The organism is Sodalis sp. RH21, assembly GCF_047324175.1.
GTDB lineage: Bacteria > Pseudomonadota > Gammaproteobacteria > Enterobacterales > Enterobacteriaceae > Acerihabitans.
On the sequence record NZ_CP178732.1, the window covers coordinates 5247777 to 5273933 of the forward strand.

The 26157-nt window shown below is 56.9% G+C and carries 26 protein-coding genes and 1 pseudogene; 9 read left to right on the forward strand and 18 right to left on the reverse strand.

Annotation, left to right across the window (positions count from 1 at the left end):
* Positions 1 to 9: 9 nt before the first annotated feature.
* Genes fucO through ACL2XP_RS24260 form a run of 4 tightly spaced genes read right to left on the reverse strand, consistent with a single transcriptional unit; the run spans position 10 to position 4199 of the window.
* Positions 10 to 1161: a lactaldehyde reductase gene (gene fucO / locus ACL2XP_RS24245; protein ID WP_413735926.1), complete on the reverse strand. Its 1152-nt coding sequence runs from the start codon at positions 1159 to 1161 to the stop codon at positions 10 to 12.
* A 21-nt stretch (positions 1162 to 1182) separates the two neighbouring features.
* Positions 1183 to 2064 (reverse strand): amidohydrolase family protein, encoded by an 882-nt coding sequence (locus tag ACL2XP_RS24250; protein WP_413735927.1) that lies wholly within the window; start codon positions 2062 to 2064, stop codon positions 1183 to 1185.
* 29 nt (positions 2065 to 2093) lie between these two features.
* Complete coding sequence (locus ACL2XP_RS24255) at positions 2094 to 3170, reverse strand: Gfo/Idh/MocA family protein (RefSeq protein WP_413735928.1); 1077 nt, start codon at positions 3168 to 3170, stop codon at positions 2094 to 2096.
* A gap of 18 nt (positions 3171 to 3188) precedes the next feature.
* Positions 3189 to 4199 carry an L-rhamnose/proton symporter RhaT gene (locus tag ACL2XP_RS24260; protein ID WP_413735930.1) on the reverse strand — a complete coding sequence of 337 codons (1011 nt, stop codon included), beginning with the start codon at positions 4197 to 4199 and terminating at the stop codon, positions 3189 to 3191.
* Between the two features lie 293 nt (positions 4200 to 4492).
* Here ACL2XP_RS24260 and ACL2XP_RS24265 point away from each other — a divergent pair, with 293 nt between their 5' ends.
* From ACL2XP_RS24265 to ACL2XP_RS24275, 3 genes are read left to right on the forward strand one after another with little or no spacing between them, the layout of a single operon-like run.
* Positions 4493 to 5635, forward strand: coding sequence for an ABC transporter substrate-binding protein (locus ACL2XP_RS24265; protein WP_413735931.1), 1143 nt, complete (start codon positions 4493 to 4495; stop codon positions 5633 to 5635).
* Between the two features lie 4 nt (positions 5636 to 5639).
* Entirely contained in the window at positions 5640 to 6794 is a 1155-nt protein-coding gene (locus tag ACL2XP_RS24270; protein WP_413735932.1) for a CaiB/BaiF CoA transferase family protein, read from the forward strand.
* A complete protein-coding gene (locus ACL2XP_RS24275; protein WP_413735933.1) occupies positions 6791 to 7921 on the forward strand; it encodes a CaiB/BaiF CoA transferase family protein in 1131 nt (376 codons plus the stop codon). The genes ACL2XP_RS24270 and ACL2XP_RS24275 overlap by 4 nt, the downstream gene beginning before the upstream one ends.
* Positions 7922 to 7941: 20 nt before the next feature.
* Here the strand turns inward: ACL2XP_RS24275 and ACL2XP_RS24280 are convergent, their stop codons facing one another.
* Positions 7942 to 8694 (reverse strand): IclR family transcriptional regulator, encoded by a 753-nt coding sequence (locus tag ACL2XP_RS24280; protein ID WP_413735934.1) that lies wholly within the window; start codon positions 8692 to 8694, stop codon positions 7942 to 7944.
* A gap of 1 nt (position 8695) precedes the next feature.
* Positions 8696 to 9436, reverse strand: coding sequence for a FadR/GntR family transcriptional regulator (locus ACL2XP_RS24285; protein ID WP_413735935.1), 741 nt, complete (start codon positions 9434 to 9436; stop codon positions 8696 to 8698).
* A gap of 176 nt (positions 9437 to 9612) precedes the next feature.
* Between ACL2XP_RS24285 and ACL2XP_RS24290 the strand changes: the two genes are divergently transcribed.
* The 3 genes from ACL2XP_RS24290 to ACL2XP_RS24300 are packed head-to-tail and all read left to right on the forward strand — an operon-like array spanning position 9613 to position 12496.
* Entirely contained in the window at positions 9613 to 10377 is a 765-nt protein-coding gene (locus ACL2XP_RS24290) for an alpha/beta hydrolase (RefSeq protein ID WP_413735937.1), read from the forward strand.
* 29 nt (positions 10378 to 10406) lie between these two features.
* Positions 10407 to 11087, forward strand: a complete 681-nt coding sequence (locus ACL2XP_RS24295) for a heavy metal response regulator transcription factor (RefSeq protein ID WP_413735938.1) — start codon at positions 10407 to 10409, stop codon at positions 11085 to 11087.
* Positions 11084 to 12496, forward strand: a complete 1413-nt coding sequence (locus tag ACL2XP_RS24300; RefSeq protein WP_413735939.1) for a heavy metal sensor histidine kinase — start codon at positions 11084 to 11086, stop codon at positions 12494 to 12496. The genes ACL2XP_RS24295 and ACL2XP_RS24300 overlap by 4 nt, the downstream gene beginning before the upstream one ends.
* A gap of 303 nt (positions 12497 to 12799) precedes the next feature.
* On the opposite strand, the gene ACL2XP_RS24305 is transcribed toward ACL2XP_RS24300, so the two are convergent.
* Entirely contained in the window at positions 12800 to 13600 is an 801-nt protein-coding gene (locus ACL2XP_RS24305; protein ID WP_413735940.1) for a (S)-acetoin forming diacetyl reductase, read from the reverse strand.
* 178 nt (positions 13601 to 13778) lie between these two features.
* On the opposite strand from ACL2XP_RS24305, the pseudogene ACL2XP_RS24310 reads away from it, so the two are divergent.
* Positions 13779 to 14114 (forward strand): annotated as a pseudogene (locus ACL2XP_RS24310) (SDR family oxidoreductase); the annotation flags it as partial.
* Positions 14115 to 14210: 96 nt separating this feature from the next.
* Here ACL2XP_RS24310 and ACL2XP_RS24315 read toward each other — a convergent pair.
* The 7 genes from ACL2XP_RS24315 to ACL2XP_RS24345 all read right to left on the reverse strand — a co-directional run bounded on the left by ACL2XP_RS24315 (position 14211) and on the right by ACL2XP_RS24345 (position 19359).
* Entirely contained in the window at positions 14211 to 14516 is a 306-nt protein-coding gene (locus ACL2XP_RS24315; protein ID WP_413735941.1) for a hypothetical protein, read from the reverse strand.
* Between the two features lie 17 nt (positions 14517 to 14533).
* The gene (locus tag ACL2XP_RS24320; protein ID WP_413735943.1) at positions 14534 to 15799 is read right to left on the reverse strand and encodes a PTS sugar transporter subunit IIC; all 1266 of its coding nucleotides are present in this window, start codon (positions 15797 to 15799) and stop codon (positions 14534 to 14536) included.
* A gap of 50 nt (positions 15800 to 15849) precedes the next feature.
* Positions 15850 to 16149: a PTS sugar transporter subunit IIB gene (locus ACL2XP_RS24325; protein ID WP_413735944.1), complete on the reverse strand. Its 300-nt coding sequence runs from the start codon at positions 16147 to 16149 to the stop codon at positions 15850 to 15852.
* Positions 16150 to 16159: 10 nt separating this feature from the next.
* Positions 16160 to 17152 (reverse strand): 6-phosphofructokinase, encoded by a 993-nt coding sequence (locus ACL2XP_RS24330; RefSeq protein ID WP_413735946.1) that lies wholly within the window; start codon positions 17150 to 17152, stop codon positions 16160 to 16162.
* A 14-nt stretch (positions 17153 to 17166) separates the two neighbouring features.
* Positions 17167 to 17610 carry a PTS sugar transporter subunit IIA gene (locus ACL2XP_RS24335; RefSeq protein WP_413735947.1) on the reverse strand — a complete coding sequence of 148 codons (444 nt, stop codon included), beginning with the start codon at positions 17608 to 17610 and terminating at the stop codon, positions 17167 to 17169.
* A gap of 215 nt (positions 17611 to 17825) precedes the next feature.
* Positions 17826 to 18422: an AAA family ATPase gene (locus ACL2XP_RS24340; protein ID WP_413735948.1), complete on the reverse strand. Its 597-nt coding sequence runs from the start codon at positions 18420 to 18422 to the stop codon at positions 17826 to 17828.
* Positions 18415 to 19359 carry a tagatose-bisphosphate aldolase gene (locus ACL2XP_RS24345; RefSeq protein WP_413735949.1) on the reverse strand — a complete coding sequence of 315 codons (945 nt, stop codon included), beginning with the start codon at positions 19357 to 19359 and terminating at the stop codon, positions 18415 to 18417. The genes ACL2XP_RS24340 and ACL2XP_RS24345 overlap by 8 nt, the downstream gene beginning before the upstream one ends.
* A 256-nt stretch (positions 19360 to 19615) precedes the next feature.
* Between ACL2XP_RS24345 and ACL2XP_RS24350 the strand changes: the two genes are divergently transcribed.
* Positions 19616 to 20521, forward strand: coding sequence for a sugar-binding transcriptional regulator (locus ACL2XP_RS24350; RefSeq protein WP_413735950.1), 906 nt, complete (start codon positions 19616 to 19618; stop codon positions 20519 to 20521).
* 80 nt (positions 20522 to 20601) lie between these two features.
* Here ACL2XP_RS24350 and ACL2XP_RS24355 read toward each other — a convergent pair whose 3' ends face one another.
* From ACL2XP_RS24355 to ACL2XP_RS24365, 3 genes are all read right to left on the reverse strand, one after another.
* On the reverse strand, positions 20602 to 21786 hold the full coding sequence (locus ACL2XP_RS24355) for an NAD(P)/FAD-dependent oxidoreductase (protein WP_413735952.1): 1185 nt from the start codon (positions 21784 to 21786) through the stop codon (positions 20602 to 20604).
* Positions 21787 to 22005: 219 nt separating this feature from the next.
* A complete protein-coding gene (locus tag ACL2XP_RS24360; RefSeq protein ID WP_413735953.1) occupies positions 22006 to 22632 on the reverse strand; it encodes an NADPH-dependent F420 reductase in 627 nt (208 codons plus the stop codon).
* A 96-nt stretch (positions 22633 to 22728) separates the two neighbouring features.
* Positions 22729 to 23955, reverse strand: a complete 1227-nt coding sequence (locus ACL2XP_RS24365) for an MFS transporter (protein ID WP_413735955.1) — start codon at positions 23953 to 23955, stop codon at positions 22729 to 22731.
* Between the two features lie 80 nt (positions 23956 to 24035).
* Between ACL2XP_RS24365 and ACL2XP_RS24370 the strand changes: the two genes are divergently transcribed.
* Complete coding sequence (locus tag ACL2XP_RS24370; protein WP_413735956.1) at positions 24036 to 25016, forward strand: AraC family transcriptional regulator; 981 nt, start codon at positions 24036 to 24038, stop codon at positions 25014 to 25016.
* A gap of 186 nt (positions 25017 to 25202) precedes the next feature.
* Here ACL2XP_RS24370 and ACL2XP_RS24375 read toward each other — a convergent pair whose 3' ends face one another.
* The gene (locus ACL2XP_RS24375; RefSeq protein WP_413735958.1) at positions 25203 to 26111 is read right to left on the reverse strand and encodes a LysR family transcriptional regulator; all 909 of its coding nucleotides are present in this window, start codon (positions 26109 to 26111) and stop codon (positions 25203 to 25205) included.
* Positions 26112 to 26157 lie beyond the last annotated feature (46 nt).

Below are 26157 nucleotides of genomic sequence, written 5' to 3' on the forward strand. Positions count from 1 at the left end.
GGCCGTGGATTAATAAATTTCCTGATATAACTGCTGAATTTCCGCTTCATTGGTTTGGCGCGGATTGCCGCCGGTGCACACATCGGCGTAGGCCGCTTGGGTCAATGCTGGAATGTCTTCCTGCCGCAGGCCGATATCACGTAATTTTTCCGGAATACCGATATCGCGGTTTAGCCGGCGCAGCGCCTCGACCACCTGTTGCCGGACGGTATCAAGGGGCTGGGATGCGCTGTCCGCCAGGCCCATCGCCGCCGCGATATGGCGGAATTTTTCGCCGGTGGCCGGGGCGTTGTAGGCCATGAGATAGGGCAATAATACCGCATTGGCGATGCCGTGGGGCGTATTGTAAAACGCCCCCAGCGGGTGCGCCATGCCGTGTACCAGGCCAAGGCCGACGTTGGAGAACCCCATGCCGGCGATATATTGCCCCAGGGCCATATCTTCGACGGCCTGGGGATCATTATTCACCGAACCGCGCAGGGAGCGGCAGATAATCTCGATGGCTTTCAGATGCAGCGCGTCGCTCAACTCCCACGCGCCCAGGGTGATATAGCCCTCGATGGCATGGGTCAGCGCATCCACGCCGGTGGCCGCCTTGAGGCTTTTTGGCATGCTGGCCATCATATCGGGATCGATAATCGCCAGCACCGGAATGGCGTGGGGATCGACACAGACAAATTTGCGTTTCATTTCCACATCGGTAATGACGTAGTTAATGGTAACCTCGGCCGCGGTGCCGGCCGTCGTGGGTATGGCAATGATCGGAACAGCGGGCCGCGCGGTGGGCGCCACGCCCTCCAGGCTGCGCACATCGGCAAAATCAGGGTTGTTGATAATAATGCCAATCGCTTTGCTGGTATCCTGCGGCGAACCGCCGCCCACGGCGATCAGATAGTCCGCCCCGGCCTGTGAAAATGCCGCGACGCCCTGTTGCACCGTCTGGATGGTGGGGTTAGGCACCACCTCTTCATAAATGTCATAAGCCAGACCCGCACGGTCCAATAGCTCGGTCACTTTGGCTGCCACACCGAACCGCATCAGTTCCTTATCGGTTACCACCAACGCCTTGGTAAATCCTCTTTTTTGGATCTCTCCGGTAATGGACGCAATCGCCCCGGCGCCAAAATATGACGTTTCATTAAGTATCATTCTATAAGCCACAATAAAATCCCTCTCAAAACGTTAAAGTTGATAAATTCTTTTAGCGTTATTAAAAAATAAATTATCCCTGAATGAAGCCGATCTTGAGGCGCTAAAATCAATTAAGGTATTTACCCAGGCGCCTATACCGATATTCAGATTACACACCGGGTAATTGCTGCCGAACATCACTTTATCCGCGCCAAATGCTTCCAGGCAGTGACGCAGCACGGGGAACATATTTTCCACATGTTCAGGATTGGCAATATTCACACCCGAGACTTTACAGCAAATATTATTACAGGCCGCCAGTTGTTCAATATCGTTAAGCCACTGCGTCTGATAATGCCGTTGCCTGGCCGCCAGCGGGGTACCGGCGATAATATCCGCATCGACATTGCCCATATGATTCAGCACCAAAGGCGTTTCGGGACAAGCGCGCGCCAATAAGACAAGGTCCGAAAGCTCCTCGCAGCGCACACAGCCTTCAAACAGCCATCCCCCGGCGCCCAGCGCGCGGACGTTATCGATAAAGGCGGGCTGTAAACAGGCTCCCCGCGGGCTATCGGCCACATGCAGCACATGGCGCACCCCTTTGATTACGGCAGAAGGGCCGGAATGCGCCCAGCGCTCAACGCTGCCGTCCGTCGCCAAATCAAGGGCGATAATGCCGCCCGCTAGCGCGTTGGTTTCGTCCTTGCACAGATCGTTTATCAATACTTCTTCCTGCCGCCGCAAGCGGGGCGCGGCATCGACTTCCACATAAATGGCTTGCTCTATCGCCCAGTTTTTATCGTCCGGCTGCGCCGCAAGGTAATCAGGCCAAAAAAAACTACGGTTGAGCTGCGGCACATTATTCAGCCAGGGAAGTGAAAATCGCGCCAAATCCCATAAATGAAGATGAGTGTCGATAATGCGTCGCATAGGGCCGGTCTCCATGGGTTGATGATGACTTAATACTGCACGTCCGTCGCGGCCTTGGCCGTTGATTGATAGCAGGCTTCCACCACGCACATGGTGCGCCAGGCGTCATCCACGCTATTGAGGTAGTGATATGCCGGGTCTTCCATTTTCTTTTGCAAACCGCTCATCGGGCCGATAAACGCCTGCGGGAACCAACTGCCTTTAATCTCCAGGCTGCGCCATCCCAGGCCGTCATCCAGCACATATTCAAACTTGTCCACCGACCCGTTGGGATAGTTTAAAATCACGCCGATCTGGATTTTTATCGCCCCGCGCGTCCCTTCGATTTTAAAGAAACACTCCTGTTTGTCGGAGGCATAGTCATGGCCATGGTTGGTATGGATATTGGCCCGGATCACATCGCCGTAATCCATAATGATGGAAGAACGGGTCTGCGCCAGCTCCATCATCTTGGGGTGTTTCATGGTCTTGCAATACACGGCCTGCGGGTCGCCGAGGAAAAACCGGATGGCATCAATGTAATGGATGCTGTGGTAATTCACTTCCATGCGCTCTTTGTCGTTGAGGAAGCTCCATAAATTCCATGGCGTATGGCACACCACGCGCATTTCCACGTCGTGAATATCGCCCAGCGCGCCGCTATCGACAATCTGCTTGGCCGCGATCATAAACGGCGCCCGGCGCAGCTGAAAATTAATCCCGGCGGTCAATGGCTTTTGCTGGCAGATAGCCAGGATTTTCCTGGCCTCTTCGATGGATTCACCCATGGGCTTTTGAATCAGCACACCTGAACGGGCCGGCAATAGCGGCAGGATATTTTTGATTTCCGACGCCGGGACGGCGATATCAAATACCGCCTGGTGGGCGATACCGTGCTGAATTAATTCAGGCAGGGTAGAGCAGGCATGGGGAATATCCCAGGCTGACGCCACGGCTTGCGCTTTGGCGGCGTTGATATCATAAATCGCCTGTACCTTGAAGCCCGCTTCACGATAGGCCGGCAGATGGGAATCCGTAACGATGCCGCCGGCGCCGATAATCACGATATCGCGTTTAACCCGCGGCATTTCAGGGGTGGTATTAATCGCCGAAAAATCTACAGTCATTTTTTTGTCCTTGTTTACTCAGGCAATGCCGTTGGCATACCCTACGATAATCACGGAAAGCACCAGCACGACATTGCCCCACAGCAACACGCGTTTAGGCCGCTGGTAACCCTGCCATTCACCGGTTTTCAAGCCCCAGGCGTTACAGATAATCAGCGCGCCGGATAAGAAGGCAATCCAGCCGATGACCGGCCCGAGACTGCCGAGCAATGCGGTTGATTTGGCATATAACCCCAGCGCCGCGAACCAAATACAGCCGGTTAACAGCGCCTTGAAATAAGCGAACGCCGACCCGGAGCGCCCGAAATCGGTATAGGTCTTGTTTTTGATCAACAGGAAAATGGCATAACCCAGATTCGAAACAAACCCGCCGCTGGCAAAAACAATCACATAGGCAATCAGGCTGGCGCTAACGGGGTTAACGCCGTCGGCCACGGCCAGCGCGCTGGCTTTGCTGGCATAGGTGTAACCGATATTCATCGCCGCGGTGCCAAATCCCGACGCCAGCGCCATAAACAGGCCGAGGACGAATTGGTCATTACGCGGTTTTGCCGCATCGGCCTTTGATTCGCGATCGCGCAGGATGCCGGCTTTGGTAATTACCCCTACCCCGAGCAACATGACGGCCATGCCCACCAGCAGTAACGTTAGCGAATTGGCCGAAGGAATATTACCCAGGATAAACAGCGGAATCAGCGAGCCGAGAGAACAGCCCACCCCGGTATTAATCCCCACCGTCAGCGACATGCCGATGGAATCGATGCCCTTACCATACCAAATGGCGCTGATGCCCCACAAAAATCCGCAGGCGGCGGCAATAGCCAGTACATTCCCGGGCGTAGCAAAGATATATTTATAGAAATTGGGGACTTCTATGGCGGTCCAGACAATCGGAATAATCAGGATACCAATAATGGAAAATAAAACCCAGAATGCTTCCCAGGAAAATGGTTTATAATTCTTCATACCTAAACCAAAACTTCCTTGAAACAGACAGGCAACGAGGAGCACGGTAAATCCCGTCAGCATAATACTACCCCTATCAGGTTTTTATAATCATGAAATGAATTATCCAGGCAAGGTCCTTGGCTACCAACCGCTGCCCATTTGTTCATATATATGAATTAAAATCTTCATATATGAACTTTTATGCAAGCTATTCCTACATTTTTACTGCGTCAATACAATTTTTATAGCGTTTTAATTATTTTGCATCCGCTCACACTTTAATCATTTCCTGCTTTAATAATGCACCTTGTTGTGTCGCAATGGTACCCTGGTACTACCAATTATGTGTGATCAAATCCGCAAAAAGGAAAATCATGGTGACGTTAAAAGGCATTACCTGGAGCCATAGCCGCGGTTACACCCCGGTGGTGGCTACAGCACAGCGTTTCACGGAGCTGCATCCCGAAGTCAGGATCGAGTGGGAAAAACGTTCATTACAGGAATTCGCCGACGGGGCGCTTGATGAGCTGGCAGAGGCTTACGATTTACTGGTCATCGACCATCCGTGGGCGGGGTTTGCCGCCGACAAGGCCGTGCTGCTGCCGCTGGAGCGTTACCTGCCGGCCGGCTATCTGGCCGATCAGGCCGCCAATTCCGTGGGCGGCTCTCATGAAAGCTATCTTTTTGACGGGTTCCAAACCGCGGTGGCCATTGACGCCGCCACCCCGATTGCGGTCTATCGGCCGGATCGTTTTACCGCCGCCGATAAACCGCTGCCACGCTCTTGGGACGAGTTATTAACGCTGGCGCGCGCGGGCTATGTCGCTTATGCCGGTATTCCGATCAATATGCTGATGGATTTTCTGATGCTATGCGCCACCAGGGAACCGGACTGGTTTAACGGGCAGCGGATCGTCAGCCGAGAAATAGGCATCCAGGCCCTGGAAGATCTGCGCGAACTGGCGGGCTATTGCCCGGCGGCGATGTTTGACTGGGACCCGATTCAGGTGCATGAGGTGATGTCAGCGCAAGATGAATTTTTTTATTGCCCCTTTGCCTACGGTTATTCCAATTATTCCCGGCCGGGCTATTCGCGCTATCTGCTTAAAGGCGATGATGTGGTGTCTTATCACCAACAGCCGCTGAAAACCGTACTGGGCGGCACGGGCCTGGCTATTTCCAATCACTGCCGGCAGCGCGACATTGCGTTGGAATATCTGATGTTTACCGCGTCGCCGGTGATACAAAAAACGCTCTATTTCGACAATGGGGGCCAGCCCGGACACCGCGGTGCCTGGCTGGATAATGAAGTAAATCGCCGTTCGCTGGATTTCTTTAAAGATACATTGCCCACCCTGGACCGCTCGGCCAAACGGCCGCGTTATTCCGGTTTTCTCCATTTCCAGGACCACGCCGGGGAACGGGTGCGCAATTATGTGATGCACGGCGGCCAGGCGGCACGGGTGATCGACCAGCTTGACCAATTATACCGTTTATCCCTTACGCTGGCGGAGTGATCGGATGGAACCGTTAGCAGGTATTATCGTACTGGATTTCAGCCAATTTCTGGCGGGTCCCTCCGCCGCGCTGCGGCTGGCCGATCTGGGGGCGCGGGTGATTAAAGTGGAACGCCCGGGCACCGGCGACAGCAGCCGCAAACTCGCCCTGAACAATTTGACGGTTGACGGCGACAGCGTGCTGTTCCACACCATTAACCGCAATAAAGAGAGTTTTGCCGCCGACCTGAAAAACCCGGCGGATTTAGCGCAGGTCCGGGCGTTAATCCGGCAGGCGGATGTCATGATCGAAAATTTCCGCCCCGGCGTGATGACCAAAATCGGCCTGGACTACGCCGGAGCGCAAAGCTTGAATCCCCGGCTGGTGTATGCCACCGTCACCGGTTATGGCAATGAGGGTCCCTGGAGCAAAAAACCGGGGCAGGATCTGCTGGTGCAGGCCTTGTCCGGCCTGACCTGGCTCAACGGCAACGGCGATCAGCCGCCCACGCCGTTTGCCCTTTCGGTGGCCGATTCCATGGCGGGCGTGCATCTCGCCCAGGGCATCATGGCCTGCCTGATCCGCCGGGCCAAAAGCGGCGCCGGCGGCCTGGTTGAAGTCAGCCTGCTGGAATCGTTGCTCAGCATGCAGTTCGAGGTGCTGACGACCTGGCTCAACGACGGCCGCCAGACGCCCCGGCGCAGCCGCATCAATAATGCCCATGCTTATCTCAGCGCGCCCTACGGCATCTATGGTACCGCCGACGGCCATATCGCGTTGGCGATGGGCTCGGTCACCGGGCTTGGGCAGATCCTCGATTGCCCCGCCCTCGCCCGCTATGCCGACCCCGCGCAATGGTTTAGCCGGCGCGATGAAATCAAGGATCTGCTGGCCGCTCATCTGGCTTCGCAAACCACCGCCTATTGGCTTACCCGCCTGGAGCGACACGGGTATTGGTGCGCGGATGTCTATAACTGGCAGCGGCTATCCGAGTCCCCCGCTTTCCAGGCGTTAAAGATGGTGCAACACATCCAGCGCCCGGGTTCGCAAGCCATCCGCACCCTACGCTGTCCGATCCGTTTCAACCGCCGAGTGTTAAGCCCGGAAAAATGGGCGCCGGGTCTGGGTGAAGATAACCGCAAAATCATTGATGATTTTCATCTCGGGGACGCAATATGATGCAAATGCTAGCAGGCATCACCGTACTGGATTTCAGCCAGTTCCTTTCCGGCCCCTCGGCGGCGCTGCGCCTGGCGGATCTTGGCGCCACGGTGATTAAAGTGGAAAACCCCGCCGGCGGGGATATATGCCGGCGCCTTTATATTTCCAATCTGGATATCGATGGCGACAGCTCGTTGTTTCACGCCATTAATCGCAATAAACAGGGGATCGCCGTCGACCTCAAGGACGACGCCGACCGGCAGCGGCTGCTGCCCCTGTTAAAGCAGGCGGATGTCATGATTTTCAATTTTCGTCCCGGCGTATCGGCGCGTTTGGGGCTGGATTATGACAGCATAAAAACCCTCAATCCCGGGGTGGTCTACGGCGAAATTACCGGCTACGGCGACGAAGGCCCATGGCGCGATAAACCTGGCCAGGATTTGCTGGTACAGGCCCTGTCCGGCCTTTGTCACTTAAACGGCAATGCCGATCAGCCGCCGTTGCCGTTCGGGTTATCCATTGCCGACCTGTTTGCCGGCGAACATTTGGCGCAGGGTATCCTCGCCGGCCTGCTGAGCCGCATAAACCGGGGCGAGGGATCGTTGGTGCAGGTCAGTTTACTGGAGTCGATCCTGGATGTGCAGTTTGAAGTGCTGACCACCTGGCTCAATGACGGGCAACAACCGCCGCGGCGCAGCCAGGTGAACAATGCCAACGCCTATATCGCCGCCCCCTATGGCATTTATGCCACCGCGGACGGATTTATCGCCATCGCCATGACGCCGATTCCCCGCCTGGGAGAACTGCTCGGCTGCCCGGGGCTGCTGGCTTACACCGATCCCGAGCAGTGGTCCAATCAGCGTGATGAGATTAAACGGTTATTAAGCGATCATTTATTATCCGGCACCACCGCCGATTGGCTGCAACGGTTGGAAGCGGCGGATGTCTGGTGCGCCAGGGTACAAACCTGGGAGCAACTGGCCGGCAGCGAAGGGTTTAAGGTCTTGCAGATGCTGCAAGCGGTGGACCGGCCCGGCGGCGGCACGTTTTTAACTACCCGCTGTCCGATCCGCATCGATGGCGAACGTTTTTTCAGCAGCAAGGGCGCGCCCGGAATCGGCGAGGATAACCGGCTGCTGTCCTGATAAAGCGGCGCTTGCGCGCGTTATAGCCGGATCAGGCGTTGTTCGATCATGGTCCGGCCCTGGCGCATCACCGTCAAGACCTGCTCAACATCCAGGTTTTCCCATTCATAGGCGAGAAACGTGATGCTAAAAGCGGCGATGGTTTTACCATTCTGCTCGATGGGCATGCCGATACAGGCGGCCCGCTCATTGGCTTCCCGCTGTTCGATGGCGTAACCGTCGTCCCTGGCCTGCTGCACATCCCGCAGCAGCACCGCCAGGGAGCCGATGGAATTGACGGTCATTTTCTCCAGCGGCTTATTGCCATAGAGCCGGGCGATAACCTCATCGGGGTATTGGCTGAGCAAGACCTTGCCTACCGAAGTACAGTGCGCCGGCAGGTGAATGCCGATATTGCGCATCAACGACAGATCGTCTTTGGCCTGCGCCTTGGATAAATAAACGACATTGACCCCGTCAAGAATGGCCGCATGGGAGGTTTTCCCCAGCCGCTGGCTAAGATGCTGGGTCAGTAAATTCAGTTCCTGGATAAGATCGGTGCTTTCGATGCAATTGGCCGCCATTTTTATCAGGGCAACCCCGGCGTAATATTTTTTATTGGCCGAATTGTAGAGCAGGTAGTCGTTATCCAAAAACTCCTGGATCAGGCTATGGGCGGAGCTGCGCGGAATATCCAGCGTCGACTGCATATCGGAAAAGGACAGGCCGTCGCGCTTATTGGCAATCAATTCCAGCAGGCGAAACGTTCTTTCCGCTGACTTTACTTTCGGCATCTCAGGATTGCTCTTTAGCCAAAATGGTGTCGTAGAAATGGCGCGAGGACGTATAAAAAGCATTCAGGGATTTTTTTAAGCGGGGCTTATCGTTGTGCGCAAAGGCATCGTGGATTTTTTTGCGCATCTTGATGCTGTGTTCAATGGCGCCGGCCGATTGCAGCAGCTTGCGTGAAAATTCCTTGCGCAGCAGTACGATGGTCTGCATCAGCTTATTATAAATCTGATTACCGCAGAATTGCCCCATCAGCAGATCGTAATCATCGAGCAACTGATGATAACGTACGGCGCCCTCGCTGTGCTCCGCCGCCGAGGTTAAGTCGGCCATAATGCCGTCCAGCCGCAGCCGCTGCTCCGTCGTCACATGGTCGATGGCGGTCAGGTAGACCTCGGCTTCAATCAGTTTACGCGCCGCGTAGACTTCGTCCAGGTTATGAATTTCTTTATGGAAAATCCAGGTAATGGTTTCTTCCGGCAGCGCGGGCCGCTGTTCGCATACGTAGCTGCCGTCGCCGGGTTTAATATCGATCAGGCCAATCAGGGATAATGCGCGCAGCGCCTCGCGCACCCGGCTGCGGGTCACGTGGAACATCTCGCCCATGGCCCGCTCGTTCGGCAATTTTTCGCCCGGTTTCATTTTACCCGAGGTTATTTGGCCGGCGATTTGCTCCATGATTTGCTCGGTCAAGGTGATTTTTTTCAGCGCGGTAATATCCACCAGGGCATCCTTTACGTTATCCACGTTTGTTCACATACGTGAATTTACGTTATCCGCCCGGTCGCGTCAATCGGCCTGAAGGCCGGCCGGCGTTGTCATTTTTTTGTAATAACCTGGTCATGGTCCCGTCAGCGGCGCGCACGTAGTCTGGGTTACGCGCTTAAGAAGCTTTATTGACCCTCACCGACCAAGGATTCGCCATGACCTTTAAACGCACCGCCCTCACCCTGTTGTGCTCCACGCTGTTGTTAGGCGCCGGGGCCGCCCCCGCCCTGGCCGCGCCGATTAAAAATATCGTGCTGGTGCACGGCGCCTTTGTGGATGGCGCCGGCTGGCAGCCGGTATATGACCGGCTGACCAAAGACGGCTATCACGTCACCCTGGTGCAGGAACCGCTGACCTCGTTCCCGGAGGATGTCGCGGCCACCAAACGCATTCTTGACCAGCAGGATGGTCCGACGGTACTGGTTGGCCACAGCTACGGCGGCGCCATTATTACCGAAGCGGGCAATGATTCCCATGTCGCCGCGCTGGTCTATATCGCCGCCCATGCCCTGGACACCGGGGAAACCGAAGCCAGCAATGGCAAAAAGCTGCCGAATACCGCGCATCCGTTTGTTAAAACCCCGGACGGCTATTTATATATCGATCGCCAGTATTTCCCGGCGGATTTCGCCGCCGATTTACCCCCGGCCGTGGCGCGCTTCGAGGCCGCCTCGCAGATACTGACATCCGCCTCGGTATTTACCGCCAATATTCCCGACCCGGCGTGGAAAACCAAGCCCAGCTGGTACATGGTGGCGCAGGCCGACAGGATTATCAGCCCAGACCTGGAGCGCATGTATGCCAAACGCGCCCGCAGCACCACGGTGGAAGTGAAAGGCGCCAGCCATTCGGTCTACCGGTCCCACCCGCAGGAAGTGGCGCGGCTGATTGAAAACGCGGCGCAAACGGCACTAAGATAGCGCATCCCCCACCCACAGGACGCCGGCCCATGCACAGGATTCTAATCGTTGAAGACGAACCCAAAGCCGGGGAGTATATGCGCTCCGGCTTAACCGAGGCGGGGTATGTCGTCGACGTGGCCACCAACGGCATCACCGGGCTGCACCTGGCCCGGGAACTGGCGTTCGACCTGATTTTGCTTGATGTGATGCTGCCGGATATGGACGGCTGGCAGGTGATGGCGGCGCTCAACATGCGGGATGCCGCCACGCCGGTGCTGTTTTTGACCGCCCGCGGCACGCTGGACGATCGGTTAAAGGGGTTGGCTTCCGGCGCGGAAGATTATCTGGTTAAACCCTTTTCGTTCGCCGAACTGCTGGCGCGCATCCGCATCGTCCTGCGGCGCGGCGCCCGCGAGCCCCGGACCGACCTGCTGGCGCTGGCCGATCTGCACATGGACGTGCCGCAACGCCGCGTGGCGCGCGGCGGCGTGCGGCTCACGCTGACCAATAAGGAATTCAATCTGCTGCATCTGTTTTTAACCCATCGCGGCCAGGTGCTGTCGCGCACCCTGATCGCCTCGCGCGTCTGGGACATGAATTTCGATAGCGATACCAACGTGGTGGACGTCGCGGTGCGCCGGCTGCGGCAAAAAATCGACGAGCCCTTTTCCCAGCGCCTGATCCATACCGTCCATGGCGTAGGCTATCGCTGCGATGACCAGGCATGAAACGCCTCTCGCTGACGGCGTTTTTATCGCTGATCCTGGCGGCGCTGACATTGACGGTGATGGCCGCCGTCGGCTGGATCATGTATGGCACGCTGGAGCGGCAGCTTACCGTGCGCGACGACGGGGCGCTGATAACCCGCGTCGAGCAGATCCGTACCCTGCTGCACAACGAAGACGCCATCGATCTTATCCATCATAAACCACAGCTGTTCGCCAATATGCTGGGCAATACCGAGTCGCTGCTGGTGTTGCGCTTTCCCGGACAACCGCCGCTTATCGAGGTCAATCCGGGCAAATCCCCCGTGCCGGATATCAGCGCCGCGCCGGCGGCGCAAAAACTGTCCCTCGATTCGGTGCATCACCGGCTCCAGGGCGACGTGCCGTTTATCTACACCGCCGCCCAGGCGCAGACTACGCGCCCCCCCTATCAGCTTGAGATCATTACCGGCCGCCTGATGACGGAACGCACGCATATGCTGGCGTCGTATCGTAACCAGATTGCCCTGGTGGTGATTGGCGCTGCGCTGCTCACTATGCTGCTGGCATGGCTGGTGGCCCGCCGCGGGCTGCGGCCGCTGCGCCGCCTCGCCGCGCAGACCGGGCGCATCGGCATTCGCAACCTGTCGGTACGTATCGACGGCGAGGCCGCGCCCAGCGAACTCAAGACGCTGATTGACGCATTTAATTTGATGCTGGACCGGCTGGAGCTCAGCTTTACCCAACTGAGCCAGGTGTCGGCGGATATGGCCCATGACCTGCGCACTCCCATCGCCACCCTGATGGGCCAGACGGAAGTGGCGCTGAGCCGCCCGCGCCCGGCGGAGCAGTATGCCAGGCTGTTGGGTTCTAATTTCGAAGAGCTGGCCCGGCTGGCGAAGATGATTGAGAATATGCTGTTCCTGGCGCGGGCCGAACAGGCCGACCACGCCATCGATCGCGTCTGGCTGGACATCACGGATCAGTTCGCCACGCTTGCTGACTATTTCGACGGACCGGCGCAGGAGCGCGGCATTGCGCTGGCATTCAGCGGCGCCGGGCAAGTCTATGCCGACGCCACTTTACTGCGCCGGGCATTGGCCAATTTGCTGGCCAACGCCATTCATTATGCCGACCCCGGCTCGACGATAGCGATCGGCGCGCGGCGGGACGCCGACGGGACCACCCTGAGCGTAACCAACCGCGGTCCGGATATTGCGGCGGAACACCTGGAGCGCCTGTTCGAGCGTTTCTACCGCGCCGACGCCTCGCGCTCTACGGACATCCAGGCCAGCGGGCTGGGCCTTTCCATCGTGCGCAGCATCATGTTGCTGCATCAGGGGACCTGGCAAGCCGCCAGCGCGGCGGGACAAACCTGTTTCGAGCTATATTTTCCCGACGCCCGGCGGCCACCTGCTAATCCCAGGCGGTAATGTCCCCACCGGAATTAGTTTTCAATCGCCGTTGGCATAGCGGAACCCGAACCCGTCCGGGCACCACCGGCGATCGCGGTATACCGGAAGTGCACCGATAACGGCATGGATAGGGACAAGGGCTTTAGTCGCCGTGACAGCCCCCCGAGGCAATGGATTGGGGAGAGTTGATCGGGTGAGGCTTTCTACCAATTGGCTGCGGACCGGGTCAGAGCGGCGGGGTCCGGACGTAAACCGCCGCGCGCTTGAACGCGCCCGCCTGTTAGCGTGCAGGCGCGCCTTTATTTATTTTCAGACATGCCCTTAGTTGAATACCATGCCGCCATCGATAATCAGCGCTTGTCCGGTCATATAGTCCGAGTCGGGCCCCGCCAGATAGGATACGCAGGCCGCCACGTCTTCCGGCTCGGATATCCGGCCCAGCGCGACCGTTTTCGCCCACTGCTGCAGGCCCCACTCCAGCGACTGATTATTTTCATCAGCGACTTTTTTAGCAATATTCTCCATCATTGGCGTACGCACAATACCCGGGCAATAGGCATTGACGGTAACGCCGAGTTTAGCCAGGTCGCGGGCGGCCGTTTGGGTAATGCCGCGGACGGCGAACTTGGTTGCGCCATAGACGGCCAGATCGGGGTTGCCTACCTGTCCCGCCTGGGATGAAGCATTAATTATCTTGCCGACGATCGCGCCCGGTTTAGCGGGTTTTCCGGCTTTAAAGTGTTTAAGGGCCGCCTGGATACCCCAATAGACGCCGCCCACATTAACGTCAAAAACTTTATGGTAGATTTCCGGCGTAATCTCTTCAAGAGGCGTCGTCGGGCCTAAACCTGCATTATTGATCATGACATCGAGCCGGCCGAACTTTGCCACCACCTGGTCGACAGCGGAGATGACATCCTCTCGCTTCGACACATCCACCGGCACGGCCAAGGCTTTGCCGCCGGCGGCCTCAATCAATGCCACCGTCTCCTTCGCCGTATCGGCGTTAAAGTCCAGGCTGCCGATAGCAAAGCCATCTTTAGCCAGGCGCAGCGCAATGGCCCGGCCAATGCCCTGACCGGCCCCAGTGACAACCGCGACTTTCTTGCTCGAATCAACCACTATATTCTCCTGGCTCTCTGATTTACACGTGAAGCCGCATAGCAAACGGCTTCTGATTACTTCTTTTAGGCATAGCAGAAAAAAGCGGCCTTTCCTTGATATAAATCATTTATAGTTATGTACCGAAGCAGTAAATAACGACAATGCATCCCGTAATTCGTTATTTTTATTATCTTTTATCTCGGTGGGAACAGAATTGTTTTGTAAAGAGATTGCGACGGCTGGCGGCGCCGTCGCGGGCCTGGATGGACATGCCCTGCTGTCCCTGACGCGCGGCCTGGCCCGCGATCTGGGCCCGCGCGGCATTACCGTTAGTCTGGTTCATCCCGGTCCGACCGACAGCGATATGAACCCGGCTGACGGCGATGGCGCCGAAACCCAGCGCCAGTACATTGCGCTGGGCCATTACGGCAAAGCTGAAGACGTCGCGGCCGCCGTAACTTTCCTGGCCGGGCCGGCGGCGCGGCAGATTACCGGCACCGGGGTTAATGTGGATGGCGGTATTAATGCCTGAACCTGATTAACAATAGTTTGGTTATTCTCCCCGGCATGGGGATATCACGCCCCCTTCGCACGCCATATTCTCCCCCGATCCGGGGGAGAATTGGTTTCAGTAGCCGTAACGAATGGCGTCCTTGCTTTGTTGCATCAGGCCGTCGATTTTCTCGGCATAACGCTCCGCGGCCTTGCCGTCGCCGGACTGCGCGCTTTCACGCCGCTTCTGGTTATAGGCCTTCATCAATTGGGCCTGGGCGAAACCGGGTTTACCATAACATTGCACGCTTTTTTCCCAGCAGGCGATGGCGCCGTCGGTATCGTTTTGCCCGGCCAACAGTTTGCCCAGCTCATTCAAGGCCTGGGAACACTCCTTGGGCGGCAGCTCACGGGCCAAAATAGCGTCTATTGTCGTGTCCATAGGATCTCCATAACCGGTTAATGGAAGAAGTTGAGAATATGGCCGAATACCAGGCCAACGCTTATCACATCCGAATCGCTGAAGGTGACATTGGCAAAACCGTATTGCCCCAGCAGCGGCAACAGCAGGGCCGGTAACAGGGTGATAAACAGTCCGTGAAAAATACCGCCGATAATCGCCCCGCGCCGGCCGCCTACGGCATTGCTAAAGATCCCGGCGGTGCCGCCGGCGAAGAAATTGGTCAACATGCCCGGCAAAATCATCGCCAGCCCCACCCAGGGAAACAGGAACATCCCGATAACCGAGCCGATAGTCGTGGAAATAAAACCGATAATCACCGCGTTGGGAGCATACGGAAACAGTACCGGGCAATCCAGGGCCGGTACCGCGTTGGGAACGATGCGCAGGGCAATTCCGCGAAATGCCGGCACAATCTCGGCCAGCAGCAACCGCACGCCGGAAAGCAGGACATATACCCCGACCACGAACTGCACCGATTGCAGGAATGAGAACACCAGATAATTAACGCCATTCGAGTGGGCGGCCACCACTTCCGGTCCGGCGGCGATAGCGGGGATAAGGTAAATGGGTAGCATGACCACCATCATCGACAAATAGGTGTCCTGCAAAAACGACAGCGACTGGGGCAGTTCAAGATCCTCGGTGCTTTTACTCGCATCGCCGGTAAGCTTGGCCACCCCCGCCTGGACGATATAACCAATGGTGCAAAAATGTCCCAGGGCGAAATCATCCGAGCCGGTAATCTTGCGTACGATAGGCTGCGCCAGCGCGGGCATGCAGACTGCCATCAATCCGGCAATCACCCCGCCGATAACGATAAGTTCCGTACCCCGCAGGCCGCCCATATAACCGATAACCGAACAAACCGTCGCCATCCACAGCGATGCCTGGCCGGTAAGAAAAATATATTTATAACGGGTAAAACGCGCAATCAGGATATTCACGATAAATGCCAACACCATGATTAATGCCGTCTCACGCCCGAGCGTTTGTTGCGCAATGCCGGCGATAGAGCCGACATCGGTCACCACGCCGCGCATATTGAACCCTTTTTGAAATACTTCACCCAAAAAGTTCAATGCGTTAACAATAATATTCGCACCCGCCAGCAACACTAAAAATCCTAACAGCGTTTTTAACGTCCCGGTAATGACCTGGCCAGTGCTTTTCTTCTGGGCAATCAGCCCAATCATAGCGATTAATGCTATTAATATAGACGCCTGCCCCAGCACGTCATTGACGATAAAATGGAGAAAAGACATATAAATCCCCTGTATGGGTTCACCGCAAACGGATTAATAATAAAATATTTTTATGCCAAATAGCCTAATTCTTGCAGAATCGGCGTCAGCTTGGTTTTTATTTCTGTTTTGTCTACCAATCGCTTTAAATAAACAATAGTTGCGTTAATCGTATAATGCTGAAATTGGGAGCGGAAGTTCTCGCCGGTAACGATAATATCCGCCCGAGTCGAAGTGGCGCTGGAAATATCGCAATGAGATAAGTCTGCTTCCACCCCCAGATCTTTTAATGCCGCCTCGATGCTCATTTCACAGGCAAAACTGCTGCCCAGACCGGCCCCGCATACCGCCAAAATAGATAACTTTTTCATAAACAGTTCCTTAATTGATCATATGTAGATGTCGTGCCGCAGCAACTAAAGAGGGATCAAGAGGTCGTATTCCGCTTAATGCCTTACCCAGCCCACAGCTGACGGCTTGTCCATGCAAGATACCGATTAATATTCCATGCTCGTTGGCGAGAATGGCATCTGCCGCTTTTTGTCCAAGCGCTATTGCCAATAGCCGATCGTTTACCGAAGGCACGGGGGCCCGCTGGCAAAATCCCAGGATCGTATGGCGGATCGCGATGCCCAGGTGCTGCTCAATCATCCGGCCAATTTTTATCGATACCCCCTGCGTTCCCGCAAAATGCGCATTTTCCATAGGATAACCTTCCGCGCAGACCACCAGCGCATAACCCCGGGGCTCGGCCAGGCATTCCCCGATTCGCCGGCAAAGCCAGCGGATATCCTGGGGAAATTCGGGCAGCAGTACGGCATGAGCTCCCCCCGCCAAGGCGCCGCCCAGCGCGATATGGCCTGCGCCGGCGCCGAATACTTCCAGTAAAAATACCCGTCCTTCCATGTTATGCGCGGTGTTATGCAACTGATCCAGGGCACGGGTGACCACCTCCAGCGTACTGTCAAACCCTATGGTGTATTCCGTACCGGCAATATCATTATCAATGGACATGGGCAATACCACGGTGGGCAGCCCTTCCTGATCCAATAATCTTGCCGCCTGCGACGACCCGCCGCCGCCGAACACCACCAGGGTTTCCATACCCAGGGAACGTAAACGTTCCCTGATATCCCGACGCCCCCGCGGGGTCAGCGGCGCTTGGCTGCGCGCGCTGCGCAATAGATTCTTACCGGACGACTGCGCTTCCTGAACTTGCCCGAATGATAAAACAAAAGGGGTCTGTTCAATAATGCCGTCATAACCACCGTGAAAAGCCCAAACCTCCAATTCCGCCTGCCGGGTAATTTGCGCGATGGCCGAATTTATGCCCACAGCATCGCCGCCACTGGCGATAATGGCTATTTTTTTCATGACCTTTCACTTGATTAAAATTGGCGAATGATATCCAGCACCTGTTGTTTATCACTTACCGAACGTAAATTTTTCACCGCCTCATCATCGCAAAAAAAACGTGAAAGACTGGCAATCATTTCAATATGTGAATTACTGTCCACCGCTGAAAGCGCAAAAATAATATACACCGGGTCGTTATCCTCGCTGCCGAACTCAACGCCTTCTTTCACAATAACCAGAGAGAGTGCGGTGTTAATTACGCCTTCTTCAGGCCGGGCATGCGGCATGGCAATCCCTTCGCCCAGGACATAATAAGGTCCAATCCGTTCGTGCATGGCATAAATAGCCTGAAGATAGCGGCTTTCAACCGCACCTTGGTCAATAAGTGGCTGTACGGCTAATTCAACAGCGCTATGCCAGTTTTGCGCTCGATTAATTAAGTTGATATTACTTTCATTAATCCAGTCCGTTAACATAGTGAACCTCACTTGGATACAAATTGTTTTTGTGAGTATACTTTTTGGTAAAAATTAAAACTGTGATCCATCCATACCTATTGGTCATTAATAATAAATATCGATGATGCCATACAGCCAAAAAAATTATAAATAGCGCCCACGGTTATTCGCCACAAATAACAATAAAAGGTAAAACCGATAGTGAATAAATATTTTTATTTTGTAAGCGTTTGTTAGCTCCTTAACGAAATTTTATTAATATCGACTGGGACTTCGAGCGCCTGGAATAACCAGTCAGTTAATTTATTCATATCCACCGGGACAGATTGCTCCATTTTATAGACCAAGCCCAGATTCATCGGTTGCGCTTGCTTGGCCAGCACAATTAATTCAGGGATATATTCCCCGCCGGGATGGCCGGGTAATCTTTGATCGAGACGTGCCGCATAACGCTGGGCGGCGACATCACCGGTAACCTCGCACCAGACTTCAGCCAGATGGGTCACATTAGCCTGAACCAGATAGTCCATCAGCACGGCTTTAGGCTGAAAACCGAACCAGGCGTCGACAATAATAGTGCTGCCCGCGGGGGCGTTGGCCACGATGGACCAGATAACTTCATAGCTCGCCTTGCCCAAAAGCCGGTTGAACTCGCGATCCACGCCGTCGATACGCTGCAAAAAAGGGTTCTTGATAACGTCAAGGGACAAGTACAGCCAGCCGGTACGTTTAGACAGCTCGGCGGCGACAGTGCTTTTCCCGGAGGCGGGGATACCATTAACCAGCACGATCCGCTGCCCGCAGCCAGACGCTATCTTGTGATCAGCCATACTTTACCTGCCCGGCCACTGCGCCGGTGTTTGATGTGCCCGCATGATAATATTGACGAATAACGGCCTGGATTTCGTTCAGGCGAGGCACCGCCAGGGTTTCAAGTTTATCTTTGGTCGCCGCGCTGTCCAGCGAAATGCAGTCTTTCCACAGCGAACGCCCGGCGATTACTCCCGATGCGCCGTTGCTCATAGCATCGGCAACCTGGGTTAGGAAGGTGGCATGATCGACCCCGGCGGACAGCACGGCCCAGGGAACATCCCCTGCCAGCCGGGTGATTTCGGCACAGTCTTGCGGGGAGCCGGGATAAGGCAACTTTAATACCTTGGCGCCGTTCGCCAGACAGATTTTAGTGCCGCCTTTGATAAGCTCGGGGAATTTAGCCTGATATTCTTCGTCGCTTTCGCCGTCCAGTTTATAGGTCAGGAATTCGACCACCAGCAGCAAATCTTCCCGGGCGAAATCTTCCACGCACTGGCGTAGAATGTCGATATTATGCTGATTCGCCGCCTCATGATCGGCGCGCAGATACACCATGATTTTGCCGCCGGTGCCGCCCAGTTCGCGGATATGGCGGGCATTGACATCGGGCACCAGGCGCGAAAGGCGATAACCTTCGGGCGACGTATCCCAGCCCGAGGCATCCAGGCCGATAAGCAGCGCGGTGTCGCGGGTGATAACGCCGTCGTCCACCAATTGCGGCACGGCGCATACCGGGTCGACCAACACGCAGGACGCGTTGCTGGCCAGGTAACGGGTAATATCAGCCTTGATGATCCCCAGTTGCTGTTCGGAGATTTTCGCCTGCTGCTGCGGATCGCTTGCAAGCAGGCTGCGCATTGCACCACGCTGGTCGCAGGCGATGACCATCATGGCGCCGTTGCTGCCGCAAATTTGTTGATAACCACGTAGTTCTGAAGTAGACATCTTTGACATTTATGACTCCTTGGCGTGAAATTTATTGCATATACCAACATGCTCTGACGACTGCCACGGACCTCCCCATCGTTAACGAAGGGGCTAAAACCCGCGCATGCCGCCGGTTTATAAGGTTTTTTTGCTCGGTACGCCGTTTGCTTTTTCGACGGCGTTGCGCAATAATTCCCCTACGTCAAAATGAGTGTAATACATTACAGAAAGGAATTTCAAGCTGAAAGAACCAATTTTGCAGGATGTGACGGCAACTCGCGCCATGATGCATATGGTGGCCAAGCTGCACTACGAGTCGGATATGTCCCAGGTGGATATCGCCCGCAAGCTGGGCGTATCGACCGCCACCATCTCACGCCTGCTGAATAAAGCGCGTGCCGCCGGCATTATTCGTATCGAGGTGATTGATTTAACCTCGCCCGAAGATATGACGATCGATTTGATTGCGCGGCTGGGACTAAAGACCGCGGCGGTGGTGGACACGCCGCCATCCAACGTGCTGGCATCGCTGGCGACGCCGTTGGCCGGCCTGTTGCAACATGCCAGGTTGGGGAGCGGGTCCGTGGTGGGCATAGGCTGGGGGCGCGCCATCCGCGAAGTTACCCTGGCGGGCTTACCGCGCCTGCCGGGTATCTTGACCGTGGCGCTTAACGGCGGCATGCAGCAGGCCGAACCGCATTTCCAAATCAACGAATTCGTGCGGCTGGCCGCCGAACATATGGAAGGCACGCCTTATTTCCTGCACGCCCCCTATATCTCATCGACCGAATTGCGCGACGCGCTGCTCGCCGACCAGAGCGTCCAGAGCATTATCTCGTTATGGAATCGGCTGGATGTGGCCATCGTAGGCGTCGGGCTGACCCATGCGCCCAAACCAAGCGAATCCACCACCGCCACCCTTGACGAGCAAGCGCTCAGCCAGGCGGCCGGCGATGTGCTGCGCCACTACGTTACGCAGTCCGGGGACATACTGCATTGGGAAGGGGAAGAGCGGATGATTGCCGCCTCGCCGGAACAGCTCAGGCGCACGCCGCTGACCATCGGCGTCGCCGCCACGCCGGAAAAAGCGCCCGGCATCATCGGCGCCGTGCGTTCGGGCATGATCAACTCGCTGGTGACCGACGTAAATACCGCCCAGGCGATTTTGGATCTGCTGCCGGCGGAATAACGGCAGGCACCGCGCCGCATATCTGCCGGTCCGGCGGGCGAACATTTGTCCGCCCGGCGGGACGGAGGTACTATCCGGACCTACTGCGCCGCCGGAAAAGGGTTTCCCGGCGCTGCCCTGAAATCCTCGGCATTTTTACCCAGCAGCCGATCCGGCGCGTAGTCCGCCAACAGCGGTGAGCGCGCCTCGTCGATCAGTTCCTCGGCGACCAGGCGGCCGAGCAGCGGGGCTAAGGTAATGCCGCTGTGCGTCGCTACGATATAAGTTCTTTGCAGCGGCGTGATAAAGCCCACCGCCGGCAGCCCGTCGGCGGGGCGGGAACGCTGGCCGACCGCGATATGCCCGATGCGCGCATGTTGCGTATTGGCCAATATCCGCCGCAGCCGCTGAAGCAATTCCCGGCCGATAAATCCCTCGGGCGAAGGCAGATAGGCCGGGTCCGCCCGCCCGTCCAGATCCAGTGCCTGCAACAGCAAGCGGCCGCCGCCGTCAGGGCGTAAATTCATATCCGGCGTGATCAGGTTGGATCGCAGTTGCACGGGCAAGGGCTGAGTGTAACCGAGGAACCCGCAGGCCAGCTTGTCCGGCTGATTGGCGTCGGTCATGGCCAGGGTTTGGCCTAAACGGGCCACCAGGGCCTGCGTCCAGCGGCCGGTGGCGCTAACCGCCAAATCGCCCCGCCAGATTTCGCCGTTGGCGAGCGTTAGCGCGACGGCGTCCGCGGTTTCAGTGATATCCACCACGCCCACCGGCGCCCTGAGTACCGCGCCATGCTCCCGGGCTTCCGACCACAGGCGGGCCAGGAAAATCGACGGATAAATAATGCCTTCCGAGGGGAAATGCCAGATTTCGCCATGATGGCGGCCAAGCTGTAATTCCGGAATGCGGCGCCGGAGCGACGCGGCCGACACCAGTCCGGCCGGATATCCGCTTTGCCGCAGTTTCCGCGCGCGGTCCGTCAGCCATCGGCCCGGCTCGCCTTCGGCGGCCCATTCATAGGTTCCGCATTGATCCAGCCATTGGCCCTCGGTGTCGGAGTTAGCCTGCAGCAGTTGATGCTCGCGCATGCTTTCAACGTTTAATTGATGGTAAGAGTCAGGGCTTTTACCGTTGGAGTTTACCCAGCCAAAGGTAGTGGAGCTGGTGCCGGCGCCGATAAATTCACGCTCAAAGAGAGTGACCTGGGCGCCCTTGATGGCCAATGAACGCGCTATAGACATGCCAATCACGCCCGCGCCGATAATAGCGATAGAAATTTTTTTCATGCAAATACCTTACCGCCGCGTCAATACACTACGGCATAAAAGACCCGTCCTGGTATCGTAGCATGCCTGAGGCGGCATTCCGACGGCAGGCGATGGGGTAAAGCATTGGCGTTGATACGGTCCGGATGATGCCGATAACTGCGATGCTGATAATTTTAAGGTCTCGACGGCCGCAGTATCGGCAAAAGCGTATTTTATTCCCTTGGCGGGAAGACGGCGCTAGCGAACGGCCGCCGCCAGGGCTTTGGGCAGCCACTCTTTATTTAAGCGGACGCAATAAGCCGGGGTACCGGTTTGGAACTTCCAGCCTTCGGCCAGCGGGCCGACGTCCACCGCATCAAAACCGAACTGGTCATAAAGATCGGCGACCACTTTTTTAGCTTCGGCGTCATCCCCGCACAAGGGCAGCGCACGCCGGTCAAACGAGCCGGCCGGCTGGCTGTCCCGTTCTATATGCGTCATCATAATGGCGTTAAAGGCCTTAACGATTTTTGACTCAGGCAAATGGGCCGCCAACAGTTCGCTGCTGGTGGTGGAACCGCTGTCCAGCGCTTCAATCTTGTCATCACGCTGCGGATAATAATTATTGGTATCGATGACAATTTTACTCACCAGCGGCGCAACGGGAACGGCCTTATAATGTTTGAGGGTAATGGCGACAATCACCACATCGCCAAATTTTGCCGCGTCGTCGATGGTGCCCGTTTTACAGCCCAGCATTGCGCCGTCGCTAAAGAGCGTATGCGGACCGCGTGAATTACTGATCATGGCGTCATGGCCCTGTTTTACCGCCGCGGCTGCCAATGCGCGGCCCACATATCCTGCACCTATTATGCCGATTTTCATTATCTGCGCTTCCTTTGGTTAGACGTTGTACCGGCCCCGCGACACCAGGGCGCGGATGATTTTAGTTCAATAAGCATAGCATCCGGCCGGGCGCGGTCAGCCCGCGGGCTGGCCGTGGCCACGGCCGAGCAGCAACATAATCAGCCCGCCGGCGAGCGCCGCCAGTGCGCTATAACCGATAGCGCCCGGGGAGCCGAGGCTATCCACCAGCAGGCCGCCCGCCACCGCGCCCAGGGAAATAGCGATCTGGAAGGTGGTGACCAGCAGGGCGCCGGCGGTTTCCGCATGGTCCGGCGCGGATAGCGTATTCCAGGTCTGAAAGCCGACCGGGATGGCGCCGAAAGCAAAGCCCCAGGCGGCGGTGGCGACAAAAGCCACATTGGTGAACGCCCCATAAAACAGCAGCGCGAATGCCATGGCCGAGAGCAATATCGCCGCCAGCGCAACGGCCATCCGGGCGCTGCGCTCGGCAATAAAGCCGCCGGCCAGATTACCCAGGAAGCCGCCGATGCCGAAGGCCAGCAGCGCCAGGGAAATGGCTTTCACATCGAGGCGGGGAACCTGCTCCAGAAATGGCCGGATATAGGTAAAGCCGGCAAAGTGCGCTGAAATCACGAACATCACGGTAATCAGGCCGATGCGGATGCCGCGCCGGCGCAGCAGCAAGACAAAGGTGCCGAGCCCCGGCACATCCGCGGGCGGCAGACGGGGCAGGGTTATAAACTGGGTAAGCAGCGCCACGATGCTAATGCCGGAGGCCGCCATAAAGGTGGCGCGCCATCCCAGCAGGTCGCCAAGGTATGCGCCCAGCGCCGGCGCGCATACCGTGGCCGCGGAAACGCCCGTAAAGATAATCATCATGGCCCGCGGCAATAGCCGGGTGGGCACCAGGCGCAGGGCCAGGGCCGCCACCAGCGACCAGACGCCGCCCAGGGCGATACCGAGCAGTACCCTGGCCGTCAGCAGCACCCAGATATTGGGCGCAAACCCCGCCAGCAGATTGGACAATACCAGCAGCGCCATCAGGCCCCAGACCACCAAACGCCGATCGATTTTACCCGTGCCGATTACCACCGCCGGCCCCGCCACCGCGGCCACCAGCGCCGTTGCCGTCACGGCCTGCCCGGCGACGCCGTCGGAGATGGCAAGATCGCCGGCGATGGGCGTCAGTAAACTGGCGGGCAAAAATTCCGCCGTGACCAGGGCAAATACGCTAATCGATAACGATAGCACCGCGTTCCAGGCCGCGATGGTGGGTCCGCTTTCGGCCTCGTAGGCGGGACTTACCAAAAGCTCATCGTCAATACAGGACTTTTCTGACATAGTCGTTCCAATGGTCTTTTCAAGGATTAGCTTGAATGGTACAGTCCATAACTTGGAACATCCATGCTGGAAAAGCCAGAATGCTTAACCATTCGTCCAAACCTGACGCACATTTTTCAAACGATCCCTTAACCGACATGCTACAGGGCCTGCGGCTGGACGGCGTTGAATATGGCCGCTGCACGCTTTCCGCGCCCTGGGCGTTTACGTTTCCGGCCAGGACGGATGCCTGCTTTCTGTTTGTGGCCGAGCAGGGCTGCTGGCTGAAGACCCCGGCCGGGGAATGGGTCGAGCTAAACGCCGGGGATGCCGTATTATTGCCCCGCGGCCACGCCCACGCGCTGGCAAGCGACCCCGACGCCACGCCGCTCCCCTTCCCGCGCTGGCAGTGCAAATCCCTCACCACCAATATTTTTGATTACAGCACCGGCGAGCGGGACGATAACTGCCTGCTGTTCTACGGCTCCATGCGCTTTAACCTCGATAGCCTGCATCCGCTGATGCGCATGATGCCGGACTTTATGCGCGCCAATGAACTCATGCGCAACGAACCCACCATTATGCATCTGCTGGAGGCCATGGGCTGCGAAGTGGCCATGAGCCGGGTGGGCGCCTGCGGCATTCTCGCTCGCCTGGCCGACGTGCTGGCCGCCCAGATCATCCGCGCCTGGGTAGAACACGGCTGCGGCGAAACCACGGGCTGGATTGCGGCGGTGCGCAACCCCGAGATCGGCCACGTGCTGGCGGCGATACATTCAAGCCCCGATCGCGACTGGTCTTTGACCGAACTGGCCAGGATGATGGGCGCTTCGCGCTCCAGCTTCGCCAGCAAATTCGCCGCCATCGTGGGCGAAACCCCGGCCCGCTACGTGGCCCAGGTGCGCATGCATCAAGCCCGCCAGTGGATTATCCGCGATGCCGCCCGCATTTCCGATGTGGCCCAACGCCTGGGTTATGAGTCGGAAGCATCCTTTAGCCGGGCGTTTAAGCGGGTAATTGGACAAGCGCCGAGCTATTTCCGCGTGGGGAAAAATGCCGCTGAGGCAAAACCGGCCTTATAAACCGTCATCAGTTCCGCTGGCCGATAATCGTTTCGACGAAAGCGGCCGCGGAGCGCAGCCAGGGTTTTAACCAGATTGCGCGGTGCTAAGAGATCGCGCCTGAACGCCAGCGCCGGTCCTGCAAAAAAGGGGTTTTAACGCGATGTTGGAAGGCGTTTAGCAAATATACCGGCAATATTTATGCGGCTACAGTCTCCGCCACGGCGGCAAGGGAGCGAACCGATCGCGCAGAAAATGCATAAACCGGCGGGTACGCAGCGGTAGCCCCTCGCGCTGATGGGTCAGGGCGATAACATCGGCGTCGGGCAATTTCCAGCCCGGCAGCAGCCGGACAAGCGTCCCTGCGCGCAGGGCCTGCGCCACGTCCCATTCCGAACGCATAATAATGCCCAGCCCCCGGGCCGCCCATAAACGGGTAATATCGCCGTCGTTGCTCACCAGCGCGGAACTCACGCGCACGCTGGTGCTGGTGCGTCCCCGGGTAAAATGCCACAGCAAAACGTCTTCATTATTTTCCCGCAGGGCGATACAGGGCAGCCGGGCCAAATCTTCCGGCGACCCGGGCTGCCCGCAGCGGGCGACAAAATCGGGCGCCGCGCAGATAAAACGGCTATTGGCGGCAATAGTGCGGCCAATTAAACTGGATGAGCGTAATTCACCGATATGGATCACGACATCAAAACGATCGGCGGCCTCCACCATCGGCCGATCCGACAAGGTCAGTGCGATTTCAACATCGGGGTATAGTTGCTGGAAGTCCGCCGCGGCGTCGGCCACATAACGCCGGCCAAAGCCAAACGGCGCATTGATTTTCAAGATCCCGGCGAAACCGCCGCGGCGATGGGTTAGCTCGTCCATTAACGCATCATACTGTTCAACCAATGGTTTGCCGCGCTGGCATAACAGTTCCCCTTCGCCGGTGAAACATAAGCGGCGGGCCGAGCGGTCGATCAGATGCACGTTGAGCCGTTTCTCCATCTGCTGCAACCGCTGGGTCACCGCCGAAGGCGTTATTCCCAACTGATGCGCGGCCGCCACCAGAGTGTCATTGTCCCGAATCGCCAATAGAAATTTCAGGTCCAGCATATCGTTCATGGGGCATTCCTGAATGCGGGCAATAAATTATCTCAAGCCAGTAGAT